Source organism: Maribacter sp. C-4077, assembly GCF_055378385.1.
Genome location: NZ_AP038807.1, coordinates 976,734 through 993,275, shown reverse-complemented (window position 1 = coordinate 993,275; position 16,542 = coordinate 976,734). Strand labels below are relative to the sequence as shown.

Sequence of the window (16,542 nt, the reverse complement as noted above, 5' to 3'; positions counted from 1 at the left end):
TTCAATTCCCTAAGAAAATAGAAGGGTTGTACTCCAAATTATCATAGTTATAATATGTTTCTGATATGGATATGGCGTTGTAGTCTTGCTGTATTGGCTTTTTTAATAATTGCCGAGTTCTCATAGGAGTTGTTTTTACATCAAGCCATTCGTCCTTTTCATCCATTGAAATGCTAATGGGCATGCTATCTACACCGTTCTGTATTTTTTTCATAAAGTCGTTGGATTTTCCAACCAAAAGCGCGCAGGTAATAAACCCATCTTCCAACACAGTGTAGATACCTGCGAGAAAAAAGGGATCGCCATTCTTGAGCCCTACCTTAAAATGATAGGCTGTGCCATTTTCAATGAACGTTGTAAAAAATCCTGTAACAGGTATCAAACACCTTCTAGCCTCCAATGCATCTGAATACCATAATCCAGAATCCATGGAAGTTTCATGAAAATTTAAGGTGTTGAAATTATTCTGAAATATACTCCAGTCTGCTGTGTGGCTTTCAGGTAAAAGTCCCCAGATGGCCAATGAAAGTTCACTTTTTTCTTCCATGGTAATGATTGGAATGGAAACCTCTTTTAATCCATGTATGATACCTTGTTGTTTGTAAAGGTTTGGATATTTAAAAGAGGCCTTAGTCATTCTTTCCAATGTCTCCCGCTCCGCTGTATTCGATAGTTTAAAATACATATGCCTCCTCAATTTTACAGATGCAAGTAAGCTATTTTTTAATCTTGGTTTTGATTGAATCACCAAAAAAGCTAACCCATTAAAAGTAAGGAGCTTATTTGGATGAAAAAGGCGGTGTTTTACTGTATTTCGTTAAAGATTTATGGTATTTCGGCAATGGTCCAAATAAATTAGGTTTAATTTTAAAATAGGGTAAAATCCTACACAATCTTAAAAATAGTACCAATATGAAAACACGCAGAAGAAATGCTTTGCACGAGCTAAACCTCTTGAATGAGAGGTTTAAAGGTGAAGTTACAAATGACAAGGGAGTTCCAGTGTTGGTTGTAGATTCATCCATTGGCTCAGGACAAATTAATATAGTAAATCTGGAAAATGGCCTTATGGCCATGGAATTCGACCTTTCCTTAAATAAGGATTTTGAACTCCCGATGGATAAACCGGACAACGATACCGTATTTATGTTTTACTGTCTTAAAGGCAATTGCTTTCACAAATTCAGTGGTCATGAAATCGTGACCAAATTGGAGGAGTTACAGACCGGGGTGGTTTTCGATGATAATGAACACAACACAAAATTAATCTTTAAAAGGGACGAGCATGTAATATTCAATTGTCTAAGGGTCGACATGAAAGAATACCAAAAAGGCGCAGAAGAAGCGGAACTTGATACCGTGGTTTCCCTACTGAACTCCTATGATAAGGAAATTATGGGTCGGCTACACGTAGGCAAGTTCAATTTGGAAATTGGCGAGCTTATTAAGCAATTGGAGGATGCAAAATATGCGGATTCCATCTCTTCACTTACTTATTTTAACGGCGTGTGTCACATGATTATGGCCAAGCAGATAGAGCAGTTTGAAGAAGACCTTGAAAAAGGCTTAAAGCCGGCTACCACACTTTTGAAGAAGGAGTTGCAGATGATCAGCGATCTTACGGATTACATCAACAATTATCCCGAAGCCGAACACAGTATCAACAGTATTTCGGAAAAATCCGGACTTTCCCCTTCCAAATTGCAGTTAGGCTTCAAGTTCATGCACGATGCCACCTTGGGGGAGTATATCCGGCTGGTTAGGCTTGACAAAGCGGAGGAATTGATTAGGACAACCGACCTGAACATTTCGCAGGTAGTCTATTCTATAGGGTTTACAAGTAGAAGTTATTTCTGTAAAATCTTCAAGAAAAGATATAATTGTAGTCCCAAGAGCTATAAAAAAAGAGCGAACAAAACCGCATTGGAAAAAGAAAAGAAGGCTGCTTAGCCTTCTTTTTTTTTCAAAGCAAATCCTTAAGATTATCTATGCCAGGTCTTCCAAGGTTTTTATATTGGATAGACCATTTTCTATGGCCATTTTTTGGCTTCGTAGTACGGTGGATGTACTACTAGGCAATGAGGTTTCCTTTAATACGTCTTCGTATTCCTCAAGGGCTGCCTTTTCTCCCCTAATAGCTTCCTCCAACATGGATTCCGCATCATCTGAAGTGAACATGGCTTTTATATCCATCCATGCCCTATGTGCCTTGCCTGTCAAACTATCGCCCTTCTCGACTTTTTGGCCAAAGCTCGCGATTTCGTCCTTTAGGGCATGTCCAAAATCATAGCGTTGCTTTGCCTTGTTCTTAAAGTAGTTCTTTAGGGCAACGTTGTCCGTATTGTCTGCAGCTTTTTTAAAGCCTTTTTCGGCATCATAGGTCTTTTCCAAGATGTCGTTCAATTTATCTCCAACTTTTTCGGTATACGTACTCATTTCATTTTTTATTTAAGTGATAGGCCTTTTTGCTGGGATGTAGGCCATTTAACACCCTTTTTTGCCACAGCCAAAGAATTTTTCTATCCTCAATCTTGGCTTTTGAGCTTATTTAATTTTATAAGCATGCCCCTTAAGTCTAACTAGCTCTAACCTATTTCGAATAATAAAACTTGTTTCTAAGTCGAAAGGACTCCAATCGTTTTCTTTTTTCTCTCTTTACTTCTGGATTGGTCTCTGTGGAAATGTCATTAATAAGGCTATCCACATTCATGTTGATAAAAGATTCGTTGTTACCCGTTTTTTGAAGATTTAATTCTGATTTGTTGGGTTGATCAATAAAGCTTTCCTTAACATAAATAATAAGAAATCCAACTGCCGTTAGGATGGATATTGCACCAATTATTTCTACAATTGCTGTCATCTTTATATTTTTTGTAAATATAAATGGTATCCCATGGGCCTTTTGGCTGAATAAATTTGAGTTTTGGCTCAAATCGATGCGGCTAATTTAACTAGCGAATGGGCTAAAAAAGGGCGCGCTAAAAATGGGCTTACATCTTAAAAATTCAGAATTTCATACCCATAGTTAATATTCCAAATTGGTTAGAATTTGTGGGTTTTCTAAAACCTTCTTCCCATTGCCTTGTTCTCCAAAAAAATAAGAGGCAATGGGAAGCACAAGTTCAAAAGCCTATATACTAAATTATGATTAAAAAAGGAGCTGAAGTACAATGGAAATGGGGCAATGGCTTTGCCAAAGGCACGGTCAAGGAGACCTTTGAATATGAGGTCACCAAGAAAATAAAAGGAACTAAGGTGACGAGGAAAGGAAAACAGGGCAACAAAGCCCTGTACATTCAACATGAGGATGGTGACCATGTTCTCAAAAGCGAAAGTGAGGTAGAACACCACCTGTAAGATCAACTTTTAAACTCATACCTCTGAATCATTCTCCGAAACGATTTTTAATTTTTGTGGAAAGTCCAATGTCCTGATAGGAAATGGTATATTGACTCCGTTTTCATCAAAGGCTTTTTTGACCGCGATCATGGCGGTGGTCTTGGCTTTCGCCACCTCTAGTGCGGAGGTTGATTTTATCCAAAAACGCGTTTCAAAATTAATGGAACTGTCCCCAAATTCCTCGTATAGAAATATGATATCGTCCTTGTTCTCTATGGAATCGAATTTTTCCAAAATGGTTTTCTTAACCAAATCCCGAACAAAGGTCAGATCTGATTCATAGCCCACACCACACTCCAAAATTACCCTGGACTGTGCCGTGGTAGAATAGTTTTTTATTGGGTTCTCCACTACTAGTTTGTTTGGGAGAAAAACCAGGTTGTTGTCCGGTTGCCTCAAGGTTACCGATCGTAGGTCCAAATCAATCACCTCCCCCTCAAAGCCATTGCTTTCTATCCAGTCCCCAAATTTTATATGTTTGATATAGGATAAAACAATTCCGGAATAAGTGTTGGCCAAAGCTCCCTGAAGCGCCAGGCCTACCGCAAGCCCTACCACGCCCGCACCGGCCAGAACGGTATTTAGGGCCTTACTCAAATTAAGGATACCCAATACCAAGAATAGGCCTAGGAGAACAATGGTAATTGATGCTATTTTTGATAATAGACTCCGCATGGATGCCTGCAATTTTGTTTTTTCCAACAGTCTGGAGACCCCTTTACTGATGTATCTGGATATTATTACCGTAATTATAAAAACCACAATGGCAATCATGATATTGGGTAAATTGAGTATCAAGGCATCGAACCAACTGGCCAGTTTTTCCAACATTTTCGTCCACGCTTCAGAAAATTTTTCTTTCATATTCAGTGTTTTAAAGATTGTTTAAGGGTTTGTACTCTTGTATAAGTTTTAAGATTTGCTTTTCGGTATTAGTTAGATCCGTAGCAATGTTTTGGCTTTTGGATTCTTTGATTTTAAGATTGAGGCAACCTTGCTCATATTTCTTGACCACTAGAGGATGTACATAATATTTTCGGCAAACGTTCCTAGTATTACCCAGCTCCTTGGCTGCCTGGTCAAAGGCGGTCAAGATGTTCCTTTTGATTTCCTTGGAGTTTGTAGTTTTTGGCAAGTCTATCAATGTCTCATAGAAAATTACGGTTCCGGCCCATGTCCTAAAATCCTTTGCTGTAAAAAGATGGCCGCTTATCTCATGAATATAGTCGTTCACCATACCACTGTCAACACTGGTTTTGGTACCATCCTTCTCAAAAAATTGAAACAATTCCCAGCCAGGTATTTCCTCGCACTTGCTTACCAGTTTCTGCAGTCTCTTGTTGTTAAGGGTTATTTTATGTTTTTTTCCCTTTTTGCCTGTGAATTCGAACCGAAGTTTTTCCTTATAGAATTTTATGTGTTTTCTTCTAAGTGTGGATAGTCCGTAGGTTTTGTTTCTCTTGGCATACTGCTCGCTCCCAATCCTAATATGGGTTTCTTCCATGAGTTTTAAAATCAATGCCATAACCTTGTTTTTTGGCCATCCATTTAATGAAAGATCTTTCTCCATTCGTTCCCTAATTTTAGGTAGTGTCTCGCCAAAATGCCGCATTTTGTAAAATTTGGTTCTGTTTCTAACCTTCACCCAGGTAGGATGGTATTTATATTGCAACCTGCTTTTAAGATCGTAACCTATTGCCTGTAAATGAGCATTGGAAATAGATGAGATTTTTACATCCTCCCACGCTGGAGGTATTACCAATGCTGAGATTCTTTTCAGCTCTGATTTTTTCTTTAGGGGTTTTTTATGAAGTAAATAGGAGAACTTTTTCCCTTTTTTGACTCTTAAGATAGACAGGTTTTTCCTCGATACATATGTTAGGTCCAAATGAGATGCGGCCTCACTTGGCCGATTCATTAGCCTATCGATGAAATCAATATCATAGGTTGGGTTTGTTGCCATGTAATGTTTTTTAAGACCTAAAGGTGAGAGCGAAAAAAAAATGACCCAAGTATGTTTTACCATACGAGAATCATTTTTCAACCAATCAACCAATATTCTACTTCTCGTAAATAACTTTGCTGTCCTTCATTTCTTTTTCAATTTCAGACATGTTGTTGACATATTCATATTTGCTGTTGAACATGTTCTCCGGTCTTTGACCGACGATGTAATATTTTACATCCAGTTCTGGGGCCTTCAACACTACCTGGTCGGAAACGCGCATTGTTTTATCCGCTATGGATGTATCCGTACTTGTCAGTTCTGAAACAACAAAAAGCTTGTTTCCAGAGGCATAAATTTTTCGTATATCTAAGTTGTGTTCGGTATCAGTTACTTCCGCCTCTACCATAATAGTTCTTTCGGAAACTTGAGTACTGTCACCTTCGGGCATATCAAAATCTATAAAAGGCACCTCTACTTCCTCTTCTTCCATCACGACTACCACTTTGGGCACATTGACCGTTCTGGTAGTAGTACCTACATCAATATCGGCCCAATTAACTTCATACTCCGGTAATTCGCCGGCGTCGGCCATTACATCTACGTCCACTTCTGGCATTTCACCTTTTTCTTCCTTTTTTATATTGCAACTCGTAATAAGAGCTCCCACTCCAAAAATCAATATCAACTTTTTCATTTCTCTAAATTATTTTGTTCTACTTCGATTCATAACAAAAGTAAGGGGGCATTGCCGTTTCCCTTTGCTGTATCCCTAGGATTCTTGCCGTGAATACATAGGGTTTTGGACGGAATACCACGATTGCTGTACGTAGCAAAAATTTTGTTTTTTGAGTCACTAAACCCCCAAAGAAAGGGTTATTTTGTACCATTCAGGAAATAACAAAAAGAAACCCAAAGCTGCCTTTTGGTAGCCAAATCCCATCAAAAATATATGAAAGCGACCCCTACATTAATTTGTATTCCCGATATCAGCGGTTTTACGGAATTTATGAGCGGAACCGATTTTGACCTAAGTTCAAAAGTAATTCCCACGCTTTTGAACAAAATAATATACTCCAATAAAATTGGCTTAAAAGTTTCGGAAATCGAAGGCGATGCCGTCCTGTTCTTTAAAACCGGAAAATTACCACCCGTACGAAAACTGATAGAGCAGTGCGAACATTTTTATATCGAGTTTTATGATCAGTTGCAAAAGCTAAGGGACCAATACAAAGATGAGAAAGACGCCCCCAGGATTCCAGAGGTTTTGGGCCTAAAGATTATCCTTCATTATGGAAAGGAGGTGGCTTCCACCAAGGTTGGCAATCGAATAAAATTGTTCGGGGAGGACTTAATTGTTGCCCATAGGCTCTTGAAGAATAAAATTAGGATGGACGAATATATTTTGATTAGCGAGGGCCTTTCTAACTATTACAAAGATCATGACCTTGACAAGGAATTTGAATGGGGAACATTAAAGCAAAATTTTACAGAGTACGATCATGTAGGGAAAATCAATTACCACTATATTAATTTAAAGCCCTTGGTAAAACAATAGTGTCCGAATTGTTAAATGATTGTCAAAATTTGAATTGCGTCAAGCGTCGATGTTATTGAGGCAAGGAAAACTATAACGCTTTATTATATTGTAACTAACGTTAAACTAATAATCAAAAAAAAGAAACATGAGCTATTTGGCAATAGATACAAAAGAGGTAAAACCTGTTGTGGAGGAGTTGAACGTACTCTTGGCGGATTACAATATTTACTATCAAAACTTAAGAGGCTTTCATTGGAACGTTCTTGGAAAAAATTTCTTCGACCTTCACGAGAAATTTGAGGAGCTTTACACGGATGCGAGAATAAAAATTGATGAAATTGCTGAACGAATTCTGACCCTAAGGCACCATCCGCAAAGTCGGTTTACGGAATATTTTAAATTGTCAAAAGTAAAGGAAACTTCTTCCTTGATAAGCGACCAAAAAATGGTGGAGCACATTTTGACCAATCACGAATCTATACTGAAACAGATGAACAAGGTGATTAAAAAAGCTGATGAAGCAGGGGATGAAGGAACTATTGATATGATGGGAGGATATATTGCCAGTTTGGAAAAGGTTAGTTGGATGTTGGATGCATGGACAAAGGATACAAGAGACCAATTGTAAATAGTAGTTTGTTAATTCTTAAAGCTCCATTTTAGGGTCTTTTTTTTGTTAAAGAGTCTTTATCTGATCAAAAGGTTTTAACTTTCCGCAACTGGAAATCCTGTGGCTTAATGAATACTAGTGCTTTACTACATTTCAGGAAATCCTTACTATATTGATGTACACTCATTAGTTGCGTATGATAACAATCAAAACCACGGGCAATTCCACTCGCGAGAATGTTCGTCAAATTCAGGAACAAATTGGAGGTGTAATTTCCGAGCGATGGGGCGAGTTTACACTATTGATAAATAACGAAAATGCTACTGGTAATATTCGCTTTATATCGTTTGACTGGGGAGTTACTATGTTGGAGTACAATATTACTTTCCATGAAGATGTGATTTTTGAAAGTAATTATGCCGATTTTAGCCCTATTCGATTCTATTATTGTTTGAAAGGTCAATGTGGCCACCGGTTTGGCAACCAATTGGAAAGCGAGTTAAGACAGCTGGAACAGTTTCAATCTGTAATCATAGCGAATATGGACAATACGACAAGCTTGGGGTATTTTGAAAAGGGGGTGGAACTTTCCATGAATGTGATTTTAATAACCCGAAGAAAATTTCTTAAAAAACGATTGAACGGGGTACAGGAACTAAATAAACGACTGTACGATGTATTCATGGACACCGACCATGAAAGGAAGTTCGCTTTTTTTGGATCTTACAATTTAAAACTGGCAAATAAAATTTCTGCATTAAGAAAGGTCCGAAGTAAAAATGGAATGATTAGAATTATGCAAATTGAAGGATTGGTGTATGAGATTCTGGCTATGCATATAGCCCAACATGAAAAGGAAAGCAAAAATTCCCTTCCTTCAACCTCGTTGTTACGTAGAGAATTAAAAATAATAAGGGATTTAGCCAATTCGATTGCCAAAAACGTTTCCAAAGACTATACTTTGGAACGACTAGCTAGGGAAAGTGGCCTGTCCCAATCCAAACTACAAGAAGGTTTTAAATTATTATATACCCGTACTGTGACGGAATACATAAGGCATGTACGTTTGGAAGCAGCCAGGGATTTTCTTGGTAACTCTGATATGAACATCTCCCAAGTAGTTTATTCCATTGGCTTTAGTAGCCGTAGCTATTTTTCTAAAATTTTTAAGAATAAATATGGCATCAGTCCAAGTGAATTTCAGGCACATGTGAAAAAACCTTTAAACTTGGAGGTGATTTAAGCTAATTTTTCACTTTAGAATTTTCTTAATGAGATAAAGAATACCATATTTTTTGATCAAGGAAATAGCAGTAGACAACCAATTGTAAGGATTTAAATCTTCCTTGACTTCCTGCTTAAGCCCCTTAAGCTCCTCCATTGCAATTTGTCTTTCAAGATTCAGTCGCTGCAAATCAAATTCTATTTCGTCAAAATTGTTGTACATATATGGTCGTCTAATTAACTAAAGAATTTTTTGGAAAGTTTTTTAACAATGGCATTGTCTACTTTTCTTCTTAGTTTATATAGAATGGCTACAATAAGAAAGATTATGCCTGCTACTAGTAAACAAGAATAGGCCATACTTCCCAATACCTCACCCAAATATAGCATACTGCTAACGGCAAGGAATAAAACACCTAAAAAGGCCAAACTACCAAGAATGGCCATTTTACAGAACATTCCGGTAGTTGTTGCCAATTGATGAAAGACTTTGAGTTTGTAATACTCCTGAGTCTTTTTGTAATACTGTTCACTTAGGTCAACAGCCTTGTTTGAAGTGTTGTTAAGCGATTCAAAAATTCCCATTTACGAGCTTTTTTGAAGTTTTTTGTTTTTGGCTTTTAATTCGGCCAACTTCGTTTCCAGGGTAGTGATTATATCCTCGGTCTTATAACTTACATCAGAAACTAAAGACTCTACTCTGTGGTCCAAAGATTGTTTTTCAGAAGCAATACTGTTTGCTACCCTATCCTTTAAGCTTATCGCGTTTTCAGTTAGGTGATCTTTGGTTTCATTTGCCTTGTCTGCAATTCGTTTCCTTGTTATTTCTCCCTTATCCGGTGCATATAGAATTCCCAATGCTGCGCCAATGGCGGAGCCGGCAATAATCGCTAAAAGTGTATTTCCAGTGTTATTACTCATAATGATTGATTTTAAAATTCAATGTGATGTCGTTCATCACTTTCCTTACAAATTTTAGAATTATCTGGAATATAGCTTTGCTCTAACCATTTAAATATTAACGGCAATGATGAACACGTAAAAGGGTCAACAATTTGGGGAAAAGGACCAACGACATCCTCTTGTTGCATTTATATTTGAGAGTTATATATCAATTCCATATACTATGTCAACCATTTGGTCAAAAAATCCATATACGGGAGAGAAAATCCGGTCTTACGAAAAGGATACGTCCCATTCCATTAAGCAGAAATTAGAGTTGATCCAATCCGTACAAGAGGAATGGTTTAACAAAACTATTAAGGAACGTTGCGAGCTGTTGGAAAATGTCTCCGAGCTACTTTTGGAACGAAAGGAAGAATATGCCATGTTGATGACCTCTGAAATGGGCAAGCCCATTTCTCAAAGTATTGCCGAAATAGAAAAGTGTGCGTGGGCCTGCGATTTCTATGCCTACAATGCCGAAGATCTTTTGGCCGATGAAATTATTGAGACCGATGCCGAGGAAAGTTTTATAAGTTATGACCCCTTGGGCTGTATTCTAGCTGTAATGCCCTGGAACTATCCATTTTGGCAGGTCATTCGGTTTGCCGCACCCACACTGACCGCCGGCAATACCGGTATTTTAAAACATGCCCAAAACGTACCCGGATGCGCCAGAGCACTTGAAAAACTTTTCTTGGATGCGGGATATCCAAAAGGTTGTTTTCAAAGTATCCTTGCCGGCCACGAGGAAATTGAGAAATTGATCGCAAACGAAACCATTAAGGCCGTGACCCTCACGGGAAGCGAAAAGGCCGGTAGGGGCATCGCACAAACTGCTGGCAAGAACCTGAAAAAAACCGTACTGGAACTTGGAGGCAACAATGCGTGCATCGTTTTTGAGGATGCGGATTTAGAAAAGCACCTGGACACCATGGTAAAGGCAAGGATGCAAAATACGGGGCAAAGTTGTATCGCGGCCAAGCGCTTCATAGTATGTGATGAGCTATACGATACTTTTGTCCAAAAATTTACGGAGACTACCAAACAGCTCGTTTCCGGGGACCCGAAGGAAAAGGAAACGTATATAGGTGTATTGGCAAGGGAAGACTTGGCAAAAAGCTTAAAGGAACAAGTGGATAAATCAATTGAGAAAGGTGCACAGCTTATAATGGGAAACAAGATGGAAGGAGCCTATTTTCAACCAACTATACTTACCGAGGTCGTTCCAGGAATGCCAGCTTTTGACGAGGAGACTTTTGGTCCGGTAGCGGCCATCATCAGGGCCAAGGATAGAGCAGATGCCATTGCCTTGGCAAACAATTCCAAATTTGGATTGGGATCTATGTTGTTCACGGAGGACATTGAGGGCGCATTGGACTTGATTCCAAGAATATCGGATGGGGCCTTTTTTATCAACGACATGGTAAAATCGGACCCAAGGTTGCCCTTTGGGGGCACCAAGGCATCGGGTTATGGCAGGGAGCTATCCCGCGAGGGCATTTTGGCTTTTGTGAACAAGAAAACAGTTTACATTAAAAGCTGAACATATAAAATAAACCATAATCAATGTTGATATACATCAACAATTTTGATTGGCGAATTACATCTGAAATATTATTAACATTAAACATTTGAACCGATGAAACAAGGAGAAGAAAAAACGGAATTCGTTAAGGAACCTGAAAAGGAAAAACAAGGATATATTTTTCAAAAGGATAAAAAGACCAAGCTAGGAACTGCCATAGTCATTGGATTCTTGATTCTCATGATTTTGGGAGTGGTCCTTAGTGGAATAGCCTTTGAATAGTTAAGGCGACCAATCGATAACAGAATAGCATTTATGACAAAACCTCACAATCATAGGGAAAAACCCATTTATTTTTTTTACGCCGTCTTGGGCGTAGTAACCTTATTGTTAAATTCCTGTGCTACCTACAAAGAGCATAGGGTAATACCTTTGGTCAAATCAGACCCTACAGAGGAGCCTAGTTATACCTTTTTTCTAGCTGGAGGATATGGCAATACCTCAATCATATCCAACAACAAATTGTTGGAACGATTTCGGTCAGAAATAAATAAAAGCGGGGAAAACAGCACCGTTATTTTTATGGGTGACAATGTTTCTACGGAACTGGATTCCTGGGTCAAGGATAGCACTTTGATAACGGAACAGATGGCTTTGGTAAAAGATTTTAAAGGAAAGACCATATTTCTTCCCGGCAACAATGAATGGAAGAGCTACGAACTTGACAAAATGGAACGGGTAGAGGATTACCTTAAGGAAATAGATAAAGAGGGAATTGACGTATTTCCAGAAAATGGTTGTCCCATTGAGTATAAAGTCATAAATGACGATTTGGATTTGATTTTGTTGGATTCCAAGTGGTTCATTGCCAATTGGTCCAGATTGGTGGATATCAACAAAAAGTGCCCTAATATCGTTACTCGTAGAAGGTTCATGGAAGAACTGGAAGGCTATATCAATGACGGTCAGGGAAAGAACATCGTAATAGCTATGCACCATCCAGTAATGAGCAACGGGACCTATGCGGGGACGGAATCCTTCAAATCCCATAGTACTCCGTTGCCTATTTTGGGAACGTTACGCAATACGGTGATGGATCTTGGGGCATTTGATCCAGATCACCTGAACTCTAGGCGATACAATTACCTAAGGATTGCAGTAAGTGCCTTGGCCCAGGCAAATGATAGGATAACCGTGATTTCCGGTCACGAGGAAAACCTGCAATTATTGTTCGGAGGTGGTATACGTCAGATTATTAGCGGTTCCTTGGGTTCAAAAAGTCCCACTAAAATCGATAAAAACCATATCACAGCTATTGGTGGCACCATGAAATATCAAGGAGAATATGCGTACGGGGATAGGGGGTTTGCCCGATTGGATTATTACAAGGATGGAAGTTCAAAAGTGACCTTTATTTCGGAAGCCGATTTGGAGAAAGAAAAAACTTTTGATGTATTAAAGCCTAAAGAGGAGAGAAAAAATTTTGATAGGTTCGATGAAAGTATAGGAAAAACATATACCACGCCAATACTTGATAATCCAGAGGATTATGAAAAAAAAGGGTTTTATAAATGGTTGTGGGGAGAACGTTACCGTTCCTATTTTGGAAAACCAGTGGAAGCGCCAGTGGTGAAATTGGATACCCTTTATGGTGGACTTCATGTGGTAAAGGAGGGGGGAGGGCACCAATCATTTTCCTTACGTTTGGCAGACGATGATGGTAAGCAATATGCCATGCGTTCCTTGAGAAAAAGCGCCCTCAAGTTCCTTAAGTTCATGTTGCCCGGTATTTCCTATAATTCTGATGACTACAGGGATACCTGGACAGAGGAAGTCATATCGGATTTTTTCACCACAGCCCATCCCTTTATGCAATTGGTCGTGAATCCTCTGGCGGAATCCGTCGATATCAACCATTCGGACACCCATTTGTTTTATGTGCCCAAACAACCCCAACTGGAGCAGTATAATGAAAATTTTGGGGACGAGCTCTATTTCATACAACGAAGGCCCTCCGACGAACAATTAAATTACAAGGGATACAGGAGAACGATCGACAAAGTTTCGGGCGAGGTAAAGGATTTTGAGAGCACTACCGATATGCTTGAGAGAATAAAGCGGGACGAATCCTATGCAATAGACCAGAAGAATTTTATCCGTGCACGAATTTTTGATATGTTGATAGGGGATTGGGACAGGCATCAAGATCAATGGCGATGGGTAGAATACGAAACCCCAGATGGCGAACGCGAGTTTATGCCCGTACCTAGGGATCGGGATAATGTATTTCCCAGGTTCGATGGTTTTGCCGTAAAGTTTGTAAAACTCTTCGTTCCAACCACCAAAAGATGGCAGACGTTCGACGGCGAGATAGAGAACCCCAAATGGCAGAACATGGGTGGTAATAAGTTGGACAGGGCATTGTTGAACAAATATGGGGTGGATGCTTGGGTGGACGAGGCGACGTACATTAAAGAAAACATGACGTCCCAGGTAATTGACGAGGCTTTTATGAGACTGCCGGTGGAAGTTAGGGACGAAACTTCAGAATTTATTAAAAAAAGCTTACAAGAACGTCTGGAGACCTTACCGGAAAAAACGCGGGAATATGCGGAATACTTGAATACGGTGGTGGCGGTAACAGGAACGGAAAAGGACGACCTGTTCGAAGTGGAAAAACTACCAAACGGTGGGTTGTCCGTCACCCTAAAAAGGTTGTTGACAGATGAGAAGAACGAAATATTCTTTCAACGTACTTTCAAAGAGGAGGAGACTAAGGAGGTTTGGCTTTATGGACTGGGTGACGATGATATTTTTAGGGTTTGGGGGGATGCAGACCCAAAAATCAAAATAAAGATTATAGGTGGCTATGGGGAGGACGTATATGCCATAAAAAACAAGAAACGGATAAAGATCTTTGATTGGGAACATGAAAAAATCGTATTTGAAGAGGAAGAACCCAAAACCCAACTGAGCGATATTTATACGACCAATAATTACCATTGGCGATACTTTAAACCCAATACGAACGTCATTGTGCCCAATACGGGTTTCAGAACAGATGACGGGGTGTTTCTTGGAGCATCCAATACTTATACCGTTAACGGATTAAATGGCAACGATTTCAAGCAAAAACATACGTTAAGTGCCAAATACTATTTTAATTTCCAAGCAACGGAGCTAAAATATTCCGGAGCTATTGGTAATATATTTCCCAAATGGAATTTTATTATGGACGGATTTTATACCAGTGATAGATACGCCAGGAATTTTTTTGGTATAGGCAATGATACTTTTAACAATGAGGATAACTTGGGAAGGGATTATTACAGGGCACGATTAAAGCAATTGAACTTGGCTGCCGGAATATCCTATTACACCTTAAAAATAAGGGGGCTTTTTGAGTCTTATAAGGTCAATGAAAATGATCAAAGATTTTTTAACCGCAGCAATTTGACCCCGGAATTGTTCCAAAATCAGAATTATGGGGGAGCCGAGCTATCGGGTTATTATGACAACGAGGATGCGGATGATTTCCCTTCAAAATCTATTTATATAGGTCTTAGATTGGGATACAAAGCCAATCTTAACCTTCAGGAAAATAACTTTGCCTACGGGTCGCTTAAACTTGGTTTTAACCATAAAATAATCTCATCCGGGGGCTTGGTTCTAGGTAGTACCGCGGAATATAGTACGGTGTCCAAATCCAATGATATATTCTTTTACCACATTCCTTCCATTGGGGGTAATAATGGGCTAAGGGGTTTTAGAGACGAACGCTTTACCGGAAGGTCTTCCTTTTATCACACCTCCGACCTTAAATGGAGCATCAAACGCTATGTTACAGCTGTTTCTCCCGTTACTATCGGTATGTATGCGGGCTTTGATTATGGAAGGGTATGGAGTTCCAACGAAAGCTCAAACACATGGCATACTTCACAGGGAGGAGGCTTATGGATAAGTAGTCTAAAAGCATTGACTTTTAACATCGGTTATTTTAATTCCAAAGAGGCAAATATGGTCCAAGTTGGATTCATTGCCCCCTTTTAAAAAAATAGAAAAATTATATTCTCATGGATACCATTGTATCGAAAGCTGAAAGCTTCGTGACCCAAAAATTGGGCAAGGAAATTGATACCACCTATCTATATCATAATTTACGACATACCGAAAGGGTCGTAAAAAGTGCCAAGGAACTTATTGAAGGCGAAAAGATTGGGGACAAGGATCGGGAAAAGCTGATGGTTGCCGTATGGTTCCACGATCTTGGATATTTGAAATCACACGATAACCACGAGGAACATAGCTGCCAGTTGGCCCGTGAGTTTTTGGAGAAGCAGGATTGCCCGGAGGAATTCATTACGGATGTTTGTAGTTTGATATTGGCAACTAAAATGAACTACGAGCCCAAAAACCATTTGGAGAAAATCATGCGGGATGCGGATTCTTCCCACTTTGCCAAGAAGTCCTTTTTGCAGACTTCTGAATTGCTTAGGGAGGAATTAAAGCAATTAAATTTAAAGGATTATTCGATAGAGGATTGGCGTGAGGAAAATATTCATCTTTTAAGGGTTAAGCATAGATATTTTTCGGACCATGCAAGGGAAAATTGGCAGAAAGGGAAGGATAAGAATATCAAGCGACTCGTTAAGGCCAAAAACAAGAGTAAAAAGCTGGTGAAAAAGGAAAGCCTAAAGGCCAAGTTCAAAGGACAGATTCCGGATCGGGGCGTGCAGACGCTTTATAGGGTGACGCTAAGAAACCACATTAAACTTAGTGATATAGCGGATACAAAGGCGAATATTTTACTTTCTGTAAACGCGATTATTATATCGCTTTCATTGGCAAATTTGGTTCCCAAATTGGATAGCCCTGCCAATGATTACCTAATTTACCCCACCTTTATATTCATCTTGTTTAGTATAGCCTCAATGATTATGTCCATTTTGGCGACCAAACCAAATGTGACCAGTGGTGAATTTACGGATGAAGACGTAAGGAAAAAGCGAGTAAATCTTCTATTTTTTGGGAACTTTCATAAAATGAAATTGGAGAAGTATCAATGGGCCATTGGTGAGGTTATTAAAGATCAAGAGTATATTTATTCATCCTTGACCAAGGATTTATATTATTTGGGAATTGTTCTGGAAAGAAAGTATCGTCTATTAAGGTGGACCTATTTGGTCTTTATGATTGGTATGATTTTATCTGTGATCGTTTTTGGTGTAGCACTAAAATTTTATGGTCCGGAGCAAGTTATCGAGTTGCCCGAAATACCAAGCGAATAAAATTTGGCAATACTAAAATGCTACCAGTTCAACATCAAAAACTTTGAACATAAAGCAGAGTATTAA

The 16,542-nt window shown here is 39.1% G+C and carries 18 protein-coding genes; 9 read left to right on the top strand and 9 right to left on the bottom strand.

What is annotated here, in order from left to right; genetic code table 11:
* Position 1 precedes the first annotated feature (1 nt).
* Positions 2–685 carry an SOS response-associated peptidase family protein gene (locus ACZ41C_RS04380; RefSeq protein ID WP_464564617.1) on the bottom strand — a complete coding sequence of 228 codons (684 nt, stop codon included), beginning with the start codon at positions 683–685 and terminating at the stop codon, positions 2–4.
* Positions 686–912: 227 nt separating this feature from the next.
* Here ACZ41C_RS04380 and ACZ41C_RS04375 point away from each other — a divergent pair, with 227 nt between their 5' ends.
* Positions 913–1,950 (top strand): helix-turn-helix transcriptional regulator, encoded by a 1,038-nt coding sequence (locus ACZ41C_RS04375; protein ID WP_464564615.1) that lies wholly within the window; start codon positions 913–915, stop codon positions 1,948–1,950.
* A gap of 36 nt (positions 1,951–1,986) precedes the next feature.
* Here the strand turns inward: ACZ41C_RS04375 and ACZ41C_RS04370 are convergent, their stop codons facing one another.
* Positions 1,987–2,436, bottom strand: a complete 450-nt coding sequence (locus ACZ41C_RS04370) for a ferritin-like domain-containing protein (RefSeq protein WP_138257201.1) — start codon at positions 2,434–2,436, stop codon at positions 1,987–1,989.
* 154 nt (positions 2,437–2,590) lie between these two features.
* Positions 2,591–2,860, bottom strand: a complete 270-nt coding sequence (locus ACZ41C_RS04365; RefSeq protein WP_138257202.1) for a hypothetical protein — start codon at positions 2,858–2,860, stop codon at positions 2,591–2,593.
* A 284-nt stretch (positions 2,861–3,144) separates the two neighbouring features.
* On the opposite strand from ACZ41C_RS04365, the gene ACZ41C_RS04360 reads away from it, so the two are divergent.
* Entirely contained in the window at positions 3,145–3,357 is a 213-nt protein-coding gene (locus ACZ41C_RS04360) for a hypervirulence associated TUDOR domain-containing protein (RefSeq protein WP_464564612.1), read from the top strand.
* 15 nt (positions 3,358–3,372) lie between these two features.
* Here the strand turns inward: ACZ41C_RS04360 and ACZ41C_RS04355 are convergent, their stop codons facing one another.
* The 3 genes from ACZ41C_RS04355 to ACZ41C_RS04345 form a co-directional block, all read right to left on the bottom strand.
* Positions 3,373–4,263 (bottom strand): mechanosensitive ion channel family protein, encoded by an 891-nt coding sequence (locus tag ACZ41C_RS04355; RefSeq protein WP_154918317.1) that lies wholly within the window; start codon positions 4,261–4,263, stop codon positions 3,373–3,375.
* Positions 4,264–4,273: 10 nt separating this feature from the next.
* A complete protein-coding gene (locus ACZ41C_RS04350; RefSeq protein ID WP_154918318.1) occupies positions 4,274–5,362 on the bottom strand; it encodes a DNA topoisomerase IB in 1,089 nt (362 codons plus the stop codon).
* A 97-nt stretch (positions 5,363–5,459) separates the two neighbouring features.
* Entirely contained in the window at positions 5,460–6,041 is a 582-nt protein-coding gene (locus ACZ41C_RS04345) for a hypothetical protein (RefSeq protein WP_138257206.1), read from the bottom strand.
* Positions 6,042–6,296: 255 nt separating this feature from the next.
* Here ACZ41C_RS04345 and ACZ41C_RS04340 point away from each other — a divergent pair, with 255 nt between their 5' ends.
* The 3 genes from ACZ41C_RS04340 (at position 6,297) to ACZ41C_RS04330 (ending at position 8,737) form a co-directional block, all read left to right on the top strand.
* Entirely contained in the window at positions 6,297–6,902 is a 606-nt protein-coding gene (locus ACZ41C_RS04340; RefSeq protein WP_138257207.1) for a DUF2652 domain-containing protein, read from the top strand.
* A gap of 127 nt (positions 6,903–7,029) precedes the next feature.
* On the top strand, positions 7,030–7,512 hold the full coding sequence (locus ACZ41C_RS04335) for a Dps family protein (protein ID WP_464564608.1): 483 nt from the start codon (positions 7,030–7,032) through the stop codon (positions 7,510–7,512).
* 178 nt (positions 7,513–7,690) lie between these two features.
* On the top strand, positions 7,691–8,737 hold the full coding sequence (locus ACZ41C_RS04330; RefSeq protein ID WP_464564606.1) for a helix-turn-helix transcriptional regulator: 1,047 nt from the start codon (positions 7,691–7,693) through the stop codon (positions 8,735–8,737).
* Positions 8,738–8,746: 9 nt separating this feature from the next.
* Here the strand turns inward: ACZ41C_RS04330 and ACZ41C_RS04325 are convergent, their stop codons facing one another.
* From ACZ41C_RS04325 to ACZ41C_RS04315, 3 genes are read right to left on the bottom strand one after another with little or no spacing between them, the layout of a single operon-like run.
* The gene (locus tag ACZ41C_RS04325; protein ID WP_464564604.1) at positions 8,747–8,941 is read right to left on the bottom strand and encodes a hypothetical protein; all 195 of its coding nucleotides are present in this window, start codon (positions 8,939–8,941) and stop codon (positions 8,747–8,749) included.
* 14 nt (positions 8,942–8,955) lie between these two features.
* A complete protein-coding gene (locus tag ACZ41C_RS04320) occupies positions 8,956–9,303 on the bottom strand; it encodes a hypothetical protein (RefSeq protein ID WP_464564602.1) in 348 nt (115 codons plus the stop codon).
* The gene (locus ACZ41C_RS04315) at positions 9,304–9,639 is read right to left on the bottom strand and encodes a YtxH domain-containing protein (RefSeq protein WP_138257212.1); all 336 of its coding nucleotides are present in this window, start codon (positions 9,637–9,639) and stop codon (positions 9,304–9,306) included.
* A gap of 205 nt (positions 9,640–9,844) precedes the next feature.
* Between ACZ41C_RS04315 and ACZ41C_RS04310 the strand changes: the two genes are divergently transcribed.
* The 4 genes from ACZ41C_RS04310 (at position 9,845) to ACZ41C_RS04295 (ending at position 16,476) form a co-directional block, all read left to right on the top strand.
* Positions 9,845–11,206 (top strand): NAD-dependent succinate-semialdehyde dehydrogenase, encoded by a 1,362-nt coding sequence (locus ACZ41C_RS04310; RefSeq protein ID WP_464564599.1) that lies wholly within the window; start codon positions 9,845–9,847, stop codon positions 11,204–11,206.
* 96 nt (positions 11,207–11,302) lie between these two features.
* Positions 11,303–11,470, top strand: coding sequence for a hypothetical protein (locus ACZ41C_RS04305; protein ID WP_161598223.1), 168 nt, complete (start codon positions 11,303–11,305; stop codon positions 11,468–11,470).
* 33 nt (positions 11,471–11,503) lie between these two features.
* Positions 11,504–15,238: a ShlB/FhaC/HecB family hemolysin secretion/activation protein gene (locus tag ACZ41C_RS04300; protein WP_464564597.1), complete on the top strand. Its 3,735-nt coding sequence runs from the start codon at positions 11,504–11,506 to the stop codon at positions 15,236–15,238.
* A 23-nt stretch (positions 15,239–15,261) separates the two neighbouring features.
* Positions 15,262–16,476 (top strand): Pycsar system effector family protein, encoded by a 1,215-nt coding sequence (locus ACZ41C_RS04295; RefSeq protein WP_464564595.1) that lies wholly within the window; start codon positions 15,262–15,264, stop codon positions 16,474–16,476.
* The last annotated feature ends 66 nt before the right edge of the window (positions 16,477–16,542 follow it).

Excerpts from the sequence above, each read along its gene's own strand:
- ACZ41C_RS04300 (WP_464564597.1), top strand. The coding sequence starts at position 11,504 with ATGACAAAACCTCACAATCATAGGGAAAAACCCATTTATTTTTTTTAC.
- ACZ41C_RS04375 (WP_464564615.1), top strand. The coding sequence starts at position 913 with ATGAAAACACGCAGAAGAAATGCTTTGCACGAGCTAAACCTCTTGAAT.
- ACZ41C_RS04320 (WP_464564602.1), bottom strand. The coding sequence starts at position 9,303 with ATGGGAATTTTTGAATCGCTTAACAACACTTCAAACAAGGCTGTTGAC.
- ACZ41C_RS04330 (WP_464564606.1), top strand. The coding sequence starts at position 7,691 with ATGATAACAATCAAAACCACGGGCAATTCCACTCGCGAGAATGTTCGT.
- ACZ41C_RS04355 (WP_154918317.1), bottom strand. The coding sequence starts at position 4,263 with ATGAAAGAAAAATTTTCTGAAGCGTGGACGAAAATGTTGGAAAAACTG.
- ACZ41C_RS04335 (WP_464564608.1), top strand. The coding sequence starts at position 7,030 with ATGAGCTATTTGGCAATAGATACAAAAGAGGTAAAACCTGTTGTGGAG.
- ACZ41C_RS04315 (WP_138257212.1), bottom strand. The coding sequence starts at position 9,639 with ATGAGTAATAACACTGGAAATACACTTTTAGCGATTATTGCCGGCTCC.
- ACZ41C_RS04295 (WP_464564595.1), top strand. The coding sequence starts at position 15,262 with ATGGATACCATTGTATCGAAAGCTGAAAGCTTCGTGACCCAAAAATTG.
- ACZ41C_RS04360 (WP_464564612.1), top strand. The coding sequence starts at position 3,145 with ATGATTAAAAAAGGAGCTGAAGTACAATGGAAATGGGGCAATGGCTTT.
- ACZ41C_RS04310 (WP_464564599.1), top strand. The coding sequence starts at position 9,845 with ATGTCAACCATTTGGTCAAAAAATCCATATACGGGAGAGAAAATCCGG.
- ACZ41C_RS04325 (WP_464564604.1), bottom strand. The coding sequence starts at position 8,941 with ATGTACAACAATTTTGACGAAATAGAATTTGATTTGCAGCGACTGAAT.
- ACZ41C_RS04345 (WP_138257206.1), bottom strand. The coding sequence starts at position 6,041 with ATGAAAAAGTTGATATTGATTTTTGGAGTGGGAGCTCTTATTACGAGT.
- ACZ41C_RS04350 (WP_154918318.1), bottom strand. The coding sequence starts at position 5,362 with ATGGCAACAAACCCAACCTATGATATTGATTTCATCGATAGGCTAATG.
- ACZ41C_RS04340 (WP_138257207.1), top strand. The coding sequence starts at position 6,297 with ATGAAAGCGACCCCTACATTAATTTGTATTCCCGATATCAGCGGTTTT.
- ACZ41C_RS04380 (WP_464564617.1), bottom strand. The coding sequence starts at position 685 with ATGTATTTTAAACTATCGAATACAGCGGAGCGGGAGACATTGGAAAGA.
- ACZ41C_RS04365 (WP_138257202.1), bottom strand. The coding sequence starts at position 2,860 with ATGACAGCAATTGTAGAAATAATTGGTGCAATATCCATCCTAACGGCA.
- ACZ41C_RS04370 (WP_138257201.1), bottom strand. The coding sequence starts at position 2,436 with ATGAGTACGTATACCGAAAAAGTTGGAGATAAATTGAACGACATCTTG.
- ACZ41C_RS04305 (WP_161598223.1), top strand. The coding sequence starts at position 11,303 with ATGAAACAAGGAGAAGAAAAAACGGAATTCGTTAAGGAACCTGAAAAG.